At 58.9% G+C, this 13,069-nt stretch carries 12 protein-coding genes; 4 read left to right on the plus strand and 8 right to left on the minus strand.

Going from position 1 to position 13,069, the window contains the following annotated elements; translation table 11 throughout:
• Positions 1 to 11: 11 nt before the first annotated feature.
• On the minus strand, positions 12 to 1,004 hold the full coding sequence (pldB, locus tag CPA59_RS21055; protein ID WP_107760648.1) for a lysophospholipase L2: 993 nt from the start codon (positions 1,002 to 1,004) through the stop codon (positions 12 to 14).
• Positions 1,005 to 1,117: 113 nt separating this feature from the next.
• Between pldB and rhtB the strand changes: the two genes are divergently transcribed.
• Positions 1,118 to 1,738: a homoserine/homoserine lactone efflux protein gene (rhtB, locus tag CPA59_RS21060; RefSeq protein ID WP_038664774.1), complete on the plus strand. Its 621-nt coding sequence runs from the start codon at positions 1,118 to 1,120 to the stop codon at positions 1,736 to 1,738.
• 104 nt (positions 1,739 to 1,842) lie between these two features.
• On the opposite strand, the gene CPA59_RS21065 is transcribed toward rhtB, so the two are convergent.
• Positions 1,843 to 2,319 (minus strand): HPP family protein, encoded by a 477-nt coding sequence (locus CPA59_RS21065; RefSeq protein WP_049854254.1) that lies wholly within the window; start codon positions 2,317 to 2,319, stop codon positions 1,843 to 1,845.
• Between the two features lie 95 nt (positions 2,320 to 2,414).
• Between CPA59_RS21065 and CPA59_RS21070 the strand changes: the two genes are divergently transcribed.
• Entirely contained in the window at positions 2,415 to 2,972 is a 558-nt protein-coding gene (locus tag CPA59_RS21070; RefSeq protein ID WP_049854255.1) for a TetR/AcrR family transcriptional regulator, read from the plus strand.
• Positions 2,973 to 3,105: 133 nt separating this feature from the next.
• Here CPA59_RS21070 and rhtC read toward each other — a convergent pair whose 3' ends face one another.
• The 3 genes from rhtC to pldA all read right to left on the minus strand — a co-directional run bounded on the left by rhtC (position 3,106) and on the right by pldA (position 6,639).
• Positions 3,106 to 3,726: a threonine export protein RhtC gene (gene rhtC, locus CPA59_RS21075; RefSeq protein ID WP_038664766.1), complete on the minus strand. Its 621-nt coding sequence runs from the start codon at positions 3,724 to 3,726 to the stop codon at positions 3,106 to 3,108.
• A 61-nt stretch (positions 3,727 to 3,787) separates the two neighbouring features.
• On the minus strand, positions 3,788 to 5,617 hold the full coding sequence (gene recQ, locus CPA59_RS21080) for an ATP-dependent DNA helicase RecQ (protein ID WP_038664763.1): 1,830 nt from the start codon (positions 5,615 to 5,617) through the stop codon (positions 3,788 to 3,790).
• A gap of 152 nt (positions 5,618 to 5,769) precedes the next feature.
• The gene (pldA, locus tag CPA59_RS21085) at positions 5,770 to 6,639 is read right to left on the minus strand and encodes a phospholipase A (protein ID WP_049854256.1); all 870 of its coding nucleotides are present in this window, start codon (positions 6,637 to 6,639) and stop codon (positions 5,770 to 5,772) included.
• Between the two features lie 223 nt (positions 6,640 to 6,862).
• Between pldA and CPA59_RS21090 the strand changes: the two genes are divergently transcribed.
• Together CPA59_RS21090 and rarD are read left to right on the plus strand one after the other, a co-directional pair.
• Positions 6,863 to 7,333, plus strand: coding sequence for a thioesterase family protein (locus CPA59_RS21090; RefSeq protein WP_038920481.1), 471 nt, complete (start codon positions 6,863 to 6,865; stop codon positions 7,331 to 7,333).
• Between the two features lie 102 nt (positions 7,334 to 7,435).
• The gene (gene rarD / locus CPA59_RS21095; protein ID WP_038920482.1) at positions 7,436 to 8,356 is read left to right on the plus strand and encodes an EamA family transporter RarD; all 921 of its coding nucleotides are present in this window, start codon (positions 7,436 to 7,438) and stop codon (positions 8,354 to 8,356) included.
• Here rarD and CPA59_RS21100 read toward each other — a convergent pair.
• From CPA59_RS21100 to uvrD, 3 genes are all read right to left on the minus strand, one after another.
• Positions 8,315 to 9,373 (minus strand): AbrB family transcriptional regulator, encoded by a 1,059-nt coding sequence (locus CPA59_RS21100; RefSeq protein WP_038920483.1) that lies wholly within the window; start codon positions 9,371 to 9,373, stop codon positions 8,315 to 8,317. The genes rarD and CPA59_RS21100 overlap by 42 nt on opposite strands.
• Before the next feature lie 176 nt (positions 9,374 to 9,549).
• Positions 9,550 to 10,500, minus strand: a complete 951-nt coding sequence (corA, locus tag CPA59_RS21105; protein ID WP_022635229.1) for a magnesium/cobalt transporter CorA — start codon at positions 10,498 to 10,500, stop codon at positions 9,550 to 9,552.
• A gap of 369 nt (positions 10,501 to 10,869) precedes the next feature.
• Positions 10,870 to 13,032, minus strand: a complete 2,163-nt coding sequence (gene uvrD, locus CPA59_RS21110; RefSeq protein ID WP_038664747.1) for a DNA helicase II — start codon at positions 13,030 to 13,032, stop codon at positions 10,870 to 10,872.
• Between the last annotated feature and the right edge of the window lie 37 nt (positions 13,033 to 13,069).

Genomic DNA, 13,069 nt, shown 5'->3' on the forward strand with positions numbered 1-13,069 from the left:
GCACAGACGTATTAATGATAATCGTTGAAGTGTCGCAAAATCCGCCCGAAGGCCTCGGCCCGCATCGCATCCTTTTCCGACAGAATGTCGTGGCGGGCGCCGCGAATGACATAAGGATGACCATCCGCACACGGGTGACCGGCTGTCGCCAGCGCCTGACAAAAAGCGTCCTGACAGCCATTGTCCACCACCCGCTCCTCTTCTGCCTGCAACAGCAGCAACGGCGTCGTGATCGCCGGCGCCTGTTGCAGCAGTTGTGTTTCCACCTGCAGCGCCTCCCGCACCCAGTGATAGGTCGGGCCGCCGATGCGCAAATCCGGGTCATCGGCATAAAAACGCACGTGGCGACGATAACGCGCATGGCTGTGGGTCAGCACATTGACCATAAACGGCAACGGACGCCACTGGCTGGTGCCGATGGCGTAATAGTCCCGTATCGCCGGGTAACGCTCGGCCCAGTCCAGAATACGCCAGGCCAGCCAGCGCGGCATCGGCAGCAGAATGCCGCACATCGGCGCACAGAGCGCGACCGCATCGAACGTCTGCGGCTGGCGCGCCAGAAACTGCGCCAGAATCGCGCCGCCCATCGAATGGGCCAGCGCGAACCGTTTGGTATAATGTCCCGGCGCCACCTGTTGTTGCCATAGCATTGCCACGTCGTCCACATAATCGCAAAAGCGGCGCACATGCCCCCGATGGCTATCTTTCAGCAACCGGCCGGAGCGCCCTTGTCCACGGTGGTCCATCATCAGCACATCGTAACCGCACTGAAACAGGTCGTAGGCCGCCTCGGCATATTTTACGTAGCTGTCAGTGCGGCCGGGCAACACCACCACCAGATGCGAGTGCGACAGTGAGCTAAAACGCACGAAACGAATCGGCACGTCATCCACGCCGATGAACATCCCTTCCTGACGCTGTCGCCAGAAATCCAGCAACGGCCCGGTAGCGAATGCGGCGTACTGCCATTCCCTTGTCAGTAGGCACTCCGGATAAGGATTCATCAGGCTCTCCCGAGGTAAATCATGCCGAACGGATTGATTTTTGTGAGCTATGGCACAAAGACGGGCATTGGCGTATTGTGGCATAAAAAACCGCAATCAGGGAGCATTCAGCCATGACCCAGGACTGGTGGTTAACCTACCTCGTCACCACATTGATTCTAAGCCTGTCGCCCGGTTCCGGCGCCATCAATACCATGAGCACCAGCATCAGCCACGGTTACCGCGGCGCGATAGCGTCCATCGCCGGGCTGCAACTGGGCCTGGCTATTCATATCGTACTGGTGGGGATCGGTCTGGGGGCGTTGTTATCTCAGTCGGTGCTGGCGTTTGATTTGCTGAAATGGTTCGGCGCCGCTTACCTGATCTGGCTTGGCATCCAGCAATGGCGTAGCGCCGGTTCGCTGGACCTGCAAACGCTGGCTAACAGTATGCCGCGTCGTCGTTTGTTCAAACGGGCGATTCTGGTCAATCTGACCAACCCGAAAAGCATCGTGTTTCTGGCCGCGCTGTTCCCGCAGTTTATTATCCCGCATCAGCCCCAGGCGATGCAGTATCTGGTGCTGGGCGTCACCACCGTCGTGGTCGACATCATCGTGATGATTGGCTACGCCACGCTGGCGCGGCGCATCGCGCTGTGGCTGAAAGGTCCGCGCCAGCTCAAACAGCTGAACCGGACCTTCGGCTCGCTGTTCATGCTGGTCGGCGCGCTGCTGGCGACGGCCCGCAAAGCCTGAATCTGAGGATGTTACCGCTCACGGCAGGTACGGCGAGCGGTACAGATGGATTTTTTCGACAGCAGTCTTACCACCTACCTCCCCGCCGGAATAGCTCACCGTAGTTACTCCCCGCCGGCTACTGACCGTTGCCAGAGCGGATGTGCGCGCAGAACATTCAGCGCCTTGCCGGCCAGAACGATGATGACGGCGCCCATCAACACCGGCGCCAGCAAGAACGACCAGCTCTGTCCTGTCAGCATAATCAGCAGCGGATTCGCGCCCGCGGGCGGATGCGTCGTTCCCGTCAGCAGCATAGCGCTAACCGCCAACCCGGTCGCCAGTGCCAGCGTCAGCGGGCTGACGCCCGTCCATTGCGCAAAGCAGACGCCAATCAACGCCGTAATAAAATGCCCCATAATCACATTTTTGGGCTTCGCCAGTGGACTGGCCGGCACCCCGAATACCAGCACCGCCGTCGCGCCGAAAGGCGCCATCAGCAATACCCAGCCTGACTGCAGCGTATCCACATACGACAGCAGACCAATGGTCAGCGCTGCGCCGACACCCGATACCACCGGGAAAATCAGTTTTTTTATCATGACTTACTCCTGGACTCTAAAAGTAGACAACTTGGTCTACTTTTAGAGTAGACAGATTGGTCTACCTTTGTCAATATATCGTCAGGAGGCCAGCTATGAACGACAAACGACAGCAACTGATCACTACAGCCCTGGCATTGTTCAATCAGAAAGGCATTAATTCGGTCGGTATCAACGAAGTGCTTGAGGTTTCAGGGATCGCTAAAAAGACCCTTTATCACCATTTCCCCGGCAAAAACGAGCTGGTACTCGCGACGCTGGCGTACCGGGATCAGATCTTCATGAGCTGGTTATCTTCGGCGCTGGCGCAGGCCGCGACGCCGAATGACGTTGTGCAACGCCTGTTTCATGCGCTGACCGACTGGTTCAGGGGAGAGGTTAAGGAACTGAGCGCATTTCATGGGTGCTTTTTCATCAATACGGCGGCGGAAATCCGCGATCCTTCCAGCCCGATCGCGCAATATTGCCGTGAGCACAAGCAGAAAGTGCGCCGGTTGCTGCAACAGCATTTACCCACGGCGAGTGAAGCCTTTATTGACCTGCTGTGTTTACTGAAAGAAGGGGCTATCGTGGCGGCTTTTGTCGGTCAGGACCCTGATGCCGCTGAAAAATGCATTCCACTGGCGGAACACGGGTTAACGACGGCGACCTGACAGGCGCGGTTGACGCACTATCTTGCTTGCTGACCTTGCCGACTCCAGCGGCTGCCGGAGCGCAACACTCCCGGCGACCCGGCCGGGAGTCAGCACCGCGAACGCCTGCCAGTGGTAAAAAGGCAGGTGGAATTTAACGCGAGATAATCAGGTGGATGCCGAACCCGGTGAACAACACGCCAGCCAAGCCGTCCACCCATTTCGCCAGCCGCTGATAACCGCGGCGCATCACCGGCAACGCGAACACCAACGCCACCAGGCTGAACCACAGCAACGTTTCCAGCGAAATCAGGGCAAACAGTCCCCAGCGCGCCGCCGCGCCCACATCGTCACCGACAAACAGCGAGAACACGCTGCCGAAATAGATCAACGCCTTGGGGTTGGACAGGTTAGTCAGAAAACCACGCATGAAGGTTTTGCCCCGCTGCGGCAATGCCACCATCACGTCGCCTTCCTGCTGTTCACGCTTACGCAAAGCCGAACGCAGCATCTGCCAGCCCATCCAGCACAGATACAGGCCGCCGCCGATCATGACCAGACGGTGCAGCCACGCCATACGCTCCAGCAGCAGATGCAGCCCCATCAGCGCGATAGCGGCCCATACCAGCACGCCCAGCGTAATCCCCAGGACGCCCATCAGCGCTTCACGACGGGAACGGCTGACCGCCGTCTGGGAGACGAAAAAGAAATCCGGCCCCGGACTCATCAACGCAATCAGGTGTACCAGCGCTACCGTGAGAAACAACATCAACATATTCATTCCTTTTTTTACATGCCAGAACAGGCGAAGACCCGGCCAGCAGACTGAGCACGCCTCAATCGTCGCCGTTATCCAAATGATCGCGGATCAACGTCATAAAGGGGGCGCCAAATCGCTCCAGTTTCCGCTGGCCGACGCCATTGACCGCCAGCAGCTCGCTGGCGGTGACCGGCAACAGTTCGGCCATTTCCAGCAGCGTGGCGTCGCTGAACACCACGTACGGCGGAATATTGTCTTCGTCAGCGATGGATTTACGCAGTTTGCGCAGTTTGGCGAACAGTTTACGGTCGTAATTGCCGCCGTAGGTTTTCTGGCTGGCGCGCGGCTTGCTCAGGCTGATGACGCGCGGCACCGCCAGTTGCAACGGCACTTCGCCGCGCAGTACCGGCCGAGCCGACTCGGTCAGTTGCAACGCGGAATGGTGGGCGATGTTCTGCGCCAGCAACCCCAGGTGGATCAACTGACGCAGGATGCTGACCCACTGCTCCTGCGTTTTATCCTTACCCAGGCCGTACACCGGCAGTTTGTCGTGACCGAATTCGCGAATGCGCTGGTTATTGGCGCCGCGCAGCACTTCGGCGATGTAACCGATGCCGAACCGCTGCCCGACGCGGTAGACGCAGGACAGCGCTTTCTGCGCGTCCACCAGCCCGTCGTAGCGTCGGGGCGGATCGAGACAAACATCGCAGTTGCCGCACGCTTGCTGACGGTTTTCGCCAAAGTAGTTGAGCAGCACCAGACGGCGGCAGGTCTGCGCTTCGGCAAACGCCCCCATCGCATTCAGTTTGTGCCGCTCGATATCCAGCTGCATGCCGGCCGGTTTTTCTTCCAGACAGCGGCGCAGCCAGGCCATGTCCGCCGGGTCGTAGAACAGCGCCGCTTCGGCGGGCAGGCCGTCGCGCCCGGCGCGGCCGGTTTCCTGATAGTAGGATTCGATATTACGTGGGATGTCGAAGTGCACCACAAAGCGTACGTTCGGTTTGTTGATACCCATGCCGAACGCCACCGTGGCGACCACCACCTGCAGGTCATCGCGCAGAAACGCCTCCTGCACCTGAGCGCGACGGTCGTTTTCCAGCCCGGCGTGATAAGCACCGACGCTCAGCCCGCGGTTCTGCAACCGGGCGCACAGGTCTTCCACCTTGGCCCGGCTGTTGCAATACACGATGCCGCTCTTGCCGCGCTGCCCTTGCACAAACAGCCACAGTTGATCGAGCGGTTTGAATTTTTCCACCAGCGTGTAGCGGATGTTGGGGCGGTCAAAGCTGCTGATATTGATCAGCGGGTCGCGCAAATCCAGCAGACGGGCGATATCCTGACGGGTGGTTTCATCGGCGGTAGCGGTCAGCGCCACAATCGGCAGGGCGGGAAACTGTTGTTTGATCTGCCCCAGCGCGCGGTATTCCGGGCGAAAATCGTGCCCCCACTGGGAAATGCAGTGCGCTTCGTCGATGGCGATAAGCGTCGTGTTCCAGTGCGTCAGTTGCTCCAGAAACCCGTCGGTGGTGAGACGTTCCGGCGCGATGTACAGCAGTTTCAGTTCGCCGCGGCGACAGGCGCTGAACACCTCCTGCTGCTGCTCACGGGTCTGGGTGGAATTGAGGCAAGCCGCCGCCACGCCATAAGCCTGCAACTGATCGACCTGATCCTTCATCAGGGAAATCAGCGGCGACACCACCAACGTCAGCCCTTCCAGCACCAGCGCCGGAATCTGATAACACAGGGATTTGCCCCCGCCGGTCGGCATGATCACCAGGCAGTCACGCCCGCTGATGACGGCATTGATAATTGCCTGCTGACCCGGCCGGAATTGCTGGTAACCGAAGGTTTCACGCAGCACCTGCATCGCCAGCGTTTCTTTATTCAATACTTCTGCCGTAGACACGCCTTCACCGCTTTCACGTTATTCACTGCCCTGAAAAAGTTATTCACCGCTTTCGAAAAAAGCAAACAGGCGCTATTTTCAGCGCCGCCCGCCAAAACTGCAACGTCTGTCGCCGGGTTTTCTGCGACGGCCCGCAGTCCTGCCGACCAGAGCTAGAACATGTCGTTGAGCGTCACGCCAATGCCGTAGCGGGTCTGGCGGTGATTGTAGTCAATCAGCGACTCGCCGTAACCGCTGAATACCTTGGTGTAAAAACGGACATGATCGCTGATCGGGTAACTCCATCCCAGCTCGCCGCCGCCGTAACCGGAATTCCAGTTATAACGTCCTTCGGCGCTGAAAATGCTGTCTCCCCAGTGGTAGCCGACCCGCACCCGATAGTGCCCCATATAGCGGGTAATATCCGGATTGTCGTCATCGCTGTCGCTCAGGCGAACCCAGGGTTTCACTTCTACCTGCCAGTTGCCGTTCTGCGCCATCAGGCGGGCATAGACCCGGTTCCAGCTGCGCGAGGTCGGATCGGCGCGCCCGTTGGACTGGTGATTGAACCCCATCTCCACGTCGCGCAGCGTCCAGCCGGCAAAACGGTAATCCGTCGCCCAGCCAAGAAAGAGCTGCGGTTCGTAGTTGGTTTCACGAAACGGCGTAGACTCGCTCTTGTTGGACATCTGCCACCAGGAGCGCTGGGTATAAGACGCGCCCAACAGCGAATTTTCCCCGGCAATGCCGCGCCACAGCGGAAAACCGAGGCTTAGCTGAAAGTTCACTTCATCTTTACGGGCATCGTCGGCCCAGCTATAGCTCTGAATCGCCTGTTTATTGATGTTGCTGGTGTAGGTGTAAAGCAGGTAGTTGCTTTCATAAGGGTAGAGTATGAACGGCGTGTCATGTTTCTGCAGCAGCCCGGCGATAATACTGCCCGGTACGGCCGGAGCGTCATGGATTTCCTGAACGCGGGCTTCCTGAGCCTGGGCGGTCGCCGCCAGCATCAGCGCAACAGCCATCCCACCTGATTTATACATGCGCGTATTCTCCCAAAGGGTCAAGATAGTTATGTGAATTGGATAACGAACTGAAATGACGGCGGATAGTGTACACAGGTCACCCGCTTCGCGCAGTTTTCCTGTTGTTATATCGACCAGCGGTAGCAAGAAAGCATAACGGCGCCTAAAATAACAACTCATTAACCTATAAATACATAAAAATTAACCACCTCCCCCTACAGGCGCGAAAAGAGGCTCACACATGCTTACTACACCGCTCACTCAAGACACGCTGCGTCAGCGCGTCAGCGATATTTTCATTTATCAGATGCCGTTCAATCAGGAGTTGGGACTCACGCTGGAGGCGTTCTCGCCGGATGCGGTCACGCTGAGTTTCCACCATCAGAACAAACTGGTGGGCAACGCGTTGCAGCAGATCCTGCACGGCGGCGTGATTGCCGCCGGTCTGGACGTGGCTGCCGGGCTGGTGTGCGTGGGCAGCGCGCTGCTGCGCCATGACACATTGAGCGAGCAGGAGCTTCACCAGCGGCTGTCGCGTATGGGCACCATCGACCTGCGGGTGGATTATCTGCGCCCCGGCCGCGGCGAACGTTTTATCCTGACCAGCCAGCTGTTGCGCGGCGGCAATAAAATCGCCGTGGCGCGGGCCGAATTGCATAACGAAAAACAGTCGCATATCGCCAGCGCCATCGCCACCTACATCGTTGGCTAAAGGGAACACCGAACAGGGATTTATCGACACGCAGCGTCAAGACACCCGCGCCGTGGTCCGGTACACTGGATGCTCATCTGCGGTTTATCTGGTTTCTAATCAATGAGTATGCCACAACACCGCCAGGGGGTACTGTTCGCCCTCGGCGCTTATATCATCTGGGGGATTGCCCCGGTTTATTTCAAACAGCTCGGGCAAGTGCCGGCTGATGAAATTCTCAGCCACCGTATTATCTGGTCGTTCTTTTTCATGCTGTTGCTGCTGAGCCTCAGCCGTAAATGGGGCGTGGTGCGCAACGCCTGCCGCCGGCCGCGCCAGCTATTGCTGCTGGCGATCACCGCCACGCTGGTGGCCTGTAACTGGCTGATTTACATCTGGGCGGTCAACCATAACCATATGCTGGAAGCCAGCCTGGGTTACTTCATCAACCCGCTGGTCAGTGTGCTGCTGGGGATGCTGTTTCTCGGGGAGCGGTTCCGCCCGACGCAATGGCTGGCGATGATGCTGGCGGTGTGCGGCGTACTGGTGCAGTTGTGGACGCTCGGCTCGCTGCCGGTCATCGCGCTCACGCTGGCCTTCAGTTTCGGATTTTACGGTCTGCTGCGTAAAAAGATCGCTATCGACGGCCAGACCGGCATGCTGTTCGAAACCCTGTGGCTGCTGCCCGCCGCGCTGGTCTATCTGGAATGGCTGGCCGATTCGCCCACCAGCCACCTCAGCCAAAACGCGATGTCGCTGAATGTGCTGCTGATGGCGGCAGGCATCGTCACCACGGTGCCGCTGCTGTTGTTTACCTCGGCCGCCATGCGGCTGCGGTTGTCTACGCTGGGCTTTTTTCAGTATCTGGCGCCGACGCTGACCTTCCTGCTGGCGGTGCTGGTGTACGGCGAAACCATCACGTCGGACCGATTAGTCACCTTCGCCTTCATCTGGCTGGCGCTGGCGGTGTTCACGCTCGACGCGCTCTATACCCAGCGACGGTTACGCCGCGCCAGCCACAGCGTGGCGCGAGATGTAACGTGACAAAATCGGGCTGAAAATCAGGGTGGAGAACAGGCGTAGCGTCTGCATGGCGATAACGAACGCGATATCCACCCGACTACCAGCGGCGATAATGGCAATGGAGTCCAGCCCGCCGGGGCTAGTCGCCAGATAGGCGGTCAGGATATCCACCGACAACAAATGCGTTATCATCAGCGCCATCCCGCCGCACAGCAGCATCAGCGTGACAATCGACATCATCATTTTCGGCAGGGTGCGCAGCGCCAGCAGAAAAACGGGGCGGGTAAACGACAGGCCGACGCTCCAGCCAATCAGGGCATAGGCTAGCGCCAGCAGCCATTCCGGCGTCTGTAACGCCAGCGTACCGGTGGAATGCAGCATGGAACCGATGATCATCGGCCCCAGCAATTGGCCGGAAGGAATGCGCAGCCGCCGCCCAATCCAGGCGCCGCTAAACGCCACCGCCAGCGTGGCCGGGAAACGCCAGTCCAGCGAGGGGAACCAGACCAGCAGCGCGCTATTGGCTTGTGCGCCTTGTCCAAGACTGGCGCGCGCCACAAACGCCGCCGCCGCGGTCACCATCAGCACCCGCAGGTACTGCATGAACGCCACCAGCCGCACATCGGCGCCGAAATCCCCCGCCATCGCCACCATCGCCGACGCGCCGCCCGGAGACGCGCCCCAGGTGCCGGTCGTGCCCGGCAGCTCGCTGTAGCGCATCAGCAACCAGCCCGACAGCCCGCTGGCAACCAGCGTCGACAACAGGATAAACAGTACCAGCGGCCACTCTTTTACCAGCGGCGTCAGAATGGACAGGGAGAGACTTTGCGCCACCAGACAGCCCAGCACGGCATTACTGGCGAAAAACAGCGGACGGGGAATACGGATAGTGGCGCCGTTCAGACCCATCACCACCCCTACCAACATCGGCCCCAGCAGCAGCGCCGCCGGAACATGGTAAATCTGCAGACCAAAACCCAACACCAACGAAACCGCCAGCAGCATGAACCATTGTGTCGACGCGGGAAACCTCTCCATGCACAGCACCTGTTACAACATCAAAGCAGAGAGGCGATTCTACCCCGGAAGCCCGTCAGACGGGCATCTATCCGTGCGAAATCTGTCCGTTATCAACAATTGTCGGAGGAAATCGGGCCAGGGACTCGTCGGCCTTGCGGGCAACGAGTCGCCTGTCGGAGAAAAGGGCGTTGGCGTTACAGCCAGTTGCGGCGTTTGAAATACAGGTACGGGGCCAGACCGGCCAGCAGCATCAACAGCATCGCGCCCGGATAGCCATAGGCCCATTTCAGTTCCGGCATGAATTCGAAGTTCATGCCATAGCTGGACGCCACCAGCGTCGGCGGCAGGAATACCACTGATACCACCGAGAAGATTTTGATAATGCGGTTCTGCTCGATGTTGATGAAACCCATCGCCGCCTGCATCAGGAAGTTGACCTTCTGGAACAGCGATTCATTGTGCGGCAACAGGGATTCGATGTCGCGCAGGATCTCGCGCGCCTGTTCCAACTGACTGCTCGGCAACCGGGCGCGGCGCACCAGGAAGTTGAGCGCGCGCTGGGTATCCATCAGACACAGCCGTACTTTCCAGCCGATATCTTCCTGCTCCGCCAGCGTCGATAGCGCGTCGTCATATTCGTCGCCCTGACGGCCGTCCATGATCACCCGGCTTAAGGATTCCAAATCGCTGTAGATGTTTTCGATTTCGTCCGCCAGCTGCTCGATTTTGGTTTCAAACAGATCGAGCAGCAGTTCGTAGGCGTTGCCGTCGACCAGCGTCTGAGCGCGGGCGCGCATGCGGTAAAGACGGAAAGCCGGCAGTTCGCGCTCGCGCAGCGTATACAAACGGCCATCGCGAATGGTGAACGCCACCGTGGAGTTGCCGGCGTGGTCGTCCGCGTCTTCATAAAAGAAAAAGGAGTGAATGTGCAGGCCGTCTTCATCTTCGAAAAAACGGGCCGATGCCTCAATGTCTTCCAGTTCCGGTCGGGTCGCCAGGCTTTGCCCCAGCTGATTCTGCACCAAATCTCGCTCTTCGACGTCCGGCTCGACCAAATCCACCCATAGCGAGGTGGTCAGGTCGTTGCTTTCATCCAGTTCCAGGCGAGTTAAACGGCAGTTATCGAGTTTGAATGCGCTCAGCATAAGCCATGCTCCCAAAATGTAACAAAGAGGGACAAAACGCGATTGAAACACAGAAACAGGGTGGAAAAGTCACCATCAGGTTTCAGGCCGTGAGACGGTGCTGACTCGATGCGACAAACAATATCGCTGACAACCGCTAAGGCTATCAGCTCGGGGAAGATAGCCTTAGAAGTGGTACCTAATCAGTAGGTTATTGAGCCAGTATCGACTGGGTGTGTCCAAGGCGTGGGTCCTCCGGGAATAATGATGGGCGCATGTTACGCCGAGATGAAAAAGGCTGTCAACATACAAACAGATGATTAGTCTGTGTCCAACCGTAACATCCAGTGAACTCAGACTGAACACCGCTCCCATCACGGCATGAACGCGTTATACCGTATCCAAACGGGCATACGCGGCCACCAGCCATTTGATGCCCTGACCGGCAAACGCCACCTGGATCCGGCAGTGATCGCCGCTGCCTTCCACATTAACAATGGTGCCTTCGCCGAATTTGGCATGGCGCACCCGTTGCCCCAGCTTATAACCGCTATCGCTCTGGCTTATTGGCGTCCCCAGCCGCTGATGATTGACCGGGCGCGAGACGCTGGCGCGCAGCCGTACCTCTTCCACGCACTCCGGCGGCAGTTCGCCGATAAAACGCGACGGACGGTGATAGGTTTCCTTGCCGTACAGACGGCGGCTTTCGGCGTAGGTCAGCGTCAGTTTCTGCATGGCGCGCGTCACGCCAACGTAGGCCAGCCGGCGTTCTTCTTCCAGACGGCCGCCTTCATCCAGCGACATCTGGCTGGGGAACATCCCCTCTTCCATGCCGACGACGAATACCTGCGGGAACTCCAGCCCTTTGGCGGAGTGCAGCGTCATCAATTGCACCGCGTCCTGATAGGCGTCCGCCTGCCCTTCGCCGGCTTCCAGCGCGGCATGAGACAAAAACGCCTGCAGCGGCAGCAAGTCCTGATCTTCGTCCTGATAGCTGAACTGGCGGGTCGCCGTCACCAGTTCTTCCAGGTTTTCCACCCGCGCCTGACCCTTCTCGCCTTTTTCCTGCTCGTACATGCTCCACAATCCGGAATCGCGGATCACCCGGTCGGTCTGCACATGCAGCGGTAAATCGGCGGTATCGCTGGCGAGCGCATCCACCAGCTCCAGAAAACGTTGCAGCGCGGCGGCGGCGCGCCCGGCCAGTACTTTTTCCTGCAATAACGCGCGCGTGGCCTGCCACAACGTCAACTGGCGGTCGCGCGCCGTCTGGCGCACCACGTCCAGCGTGCGATCGCCGATGCCGCGCGTCGGCGTATTGACCACACGCTCAAAGGCGGCGTCATCGTTGCGGTTGGTCATCAACCGCAGATAAGACAGCGCATCCTTGATTTCCTGTCGTTCGAAGAAGCGCATGCCGCCATAAATCCGGTACGGCAGGCTTTGCTGCAACAACGCTTCTTCCAGTACACGCGACTGGGCGTTGCTGCGATAAAGAATGGCGCATTCGCTGAGCGCGCCGCCCGCTTCCTGCCACACCTTGATGCGGCTGACCACAAACCGCGCTTCGTCCAGTTCGTTAAAGGCGCAATACAGCGAAATCGGTTCGCCCTCGATGCCATCGGTCCACAGGTTCTTGCCCAGCCGGTCGCCGTTGTGGGCAATCAGCGCGTTGGCGGCATTGAGGATGTTGGCGGTGGAACGGTAATTCTGCTCCAGACGGATGGTGGCTACGTCGCTGAAATCGCGCAGGAAGTGCTGGATGTTCTCCACCTGCGCTCCGCGCCAGCCGTAGATCGACTGGTCATCGTCGCCGACGATCATCACTTTGGCGCTGTCGCCGGCCAGCAGGCGAATCCAGGCGTACTGGATACGGTTGGTATCCTGAAACTCGTCCACCAGAATGTTGTTAAAACGGTCGCGGTAATGCTGCAGGATATGCGGTTTGTTGAGCCACAATTCGTGGGCGCGCAGCAGCAATTCGGCGAAATCCACCAGCCCGGCGCGATCGCACGCTTCCTGATAAGCCTGATAGATGCGCAGCCAGGTCTGCTCCACCGGGTTGCCGTAGCTGTCGATGTGCTGCGGCCGCAGCCCTTCGTCTTTCTTGCCGTTGATGTACCACATCGCCTGACGGGGCGGCCACTGCTTCTCATCCAGATTCAGCGCCTTGATCAGACGTTTGAGCAGCCGCAGTTGATCTTCGCTGTCCAGAATCTGGAAATCCTGCGGCAAGCCGGCATCCAGATGGTGCGCGCGCAGCAGACGATGCGCCAGTCCGTGGAACGTGCCGATCCACATCCCGCCCTGACTGGTGCCGAGCAGTTGATCGATACGGTGGCGCATTTCCGCCGCCGCCTTGTTGGTGAAGGTCACCGCCATGATCGAATAAGGCGAACAGTTTTCCACCGTCAGCAACCAGGCGATGCGATGAACCAGCACGCGGGTTTTGCCACTGCCTGCGCCAGCCAGTACCAGCATGTTGCTGCGCGCCGCCGCCACGGCGTCACGCTGTTTATCATTCAGACTGTCGAGCAGGTCAGATACGTCCATAGGCGTCGGTTATCCGTCAAAGAGGAACCCGGCCTCC

It is taken from the genome of Dickeya sp. Secpp 1600 (assembly GCF_003049805.1).
Lineage (GTDB): Bacteria > Pseudomonadota > Gammaproteobacteria > Enterobacterales > Enterobacteriaceae > Dickeya > Dickeya fangzhongdai.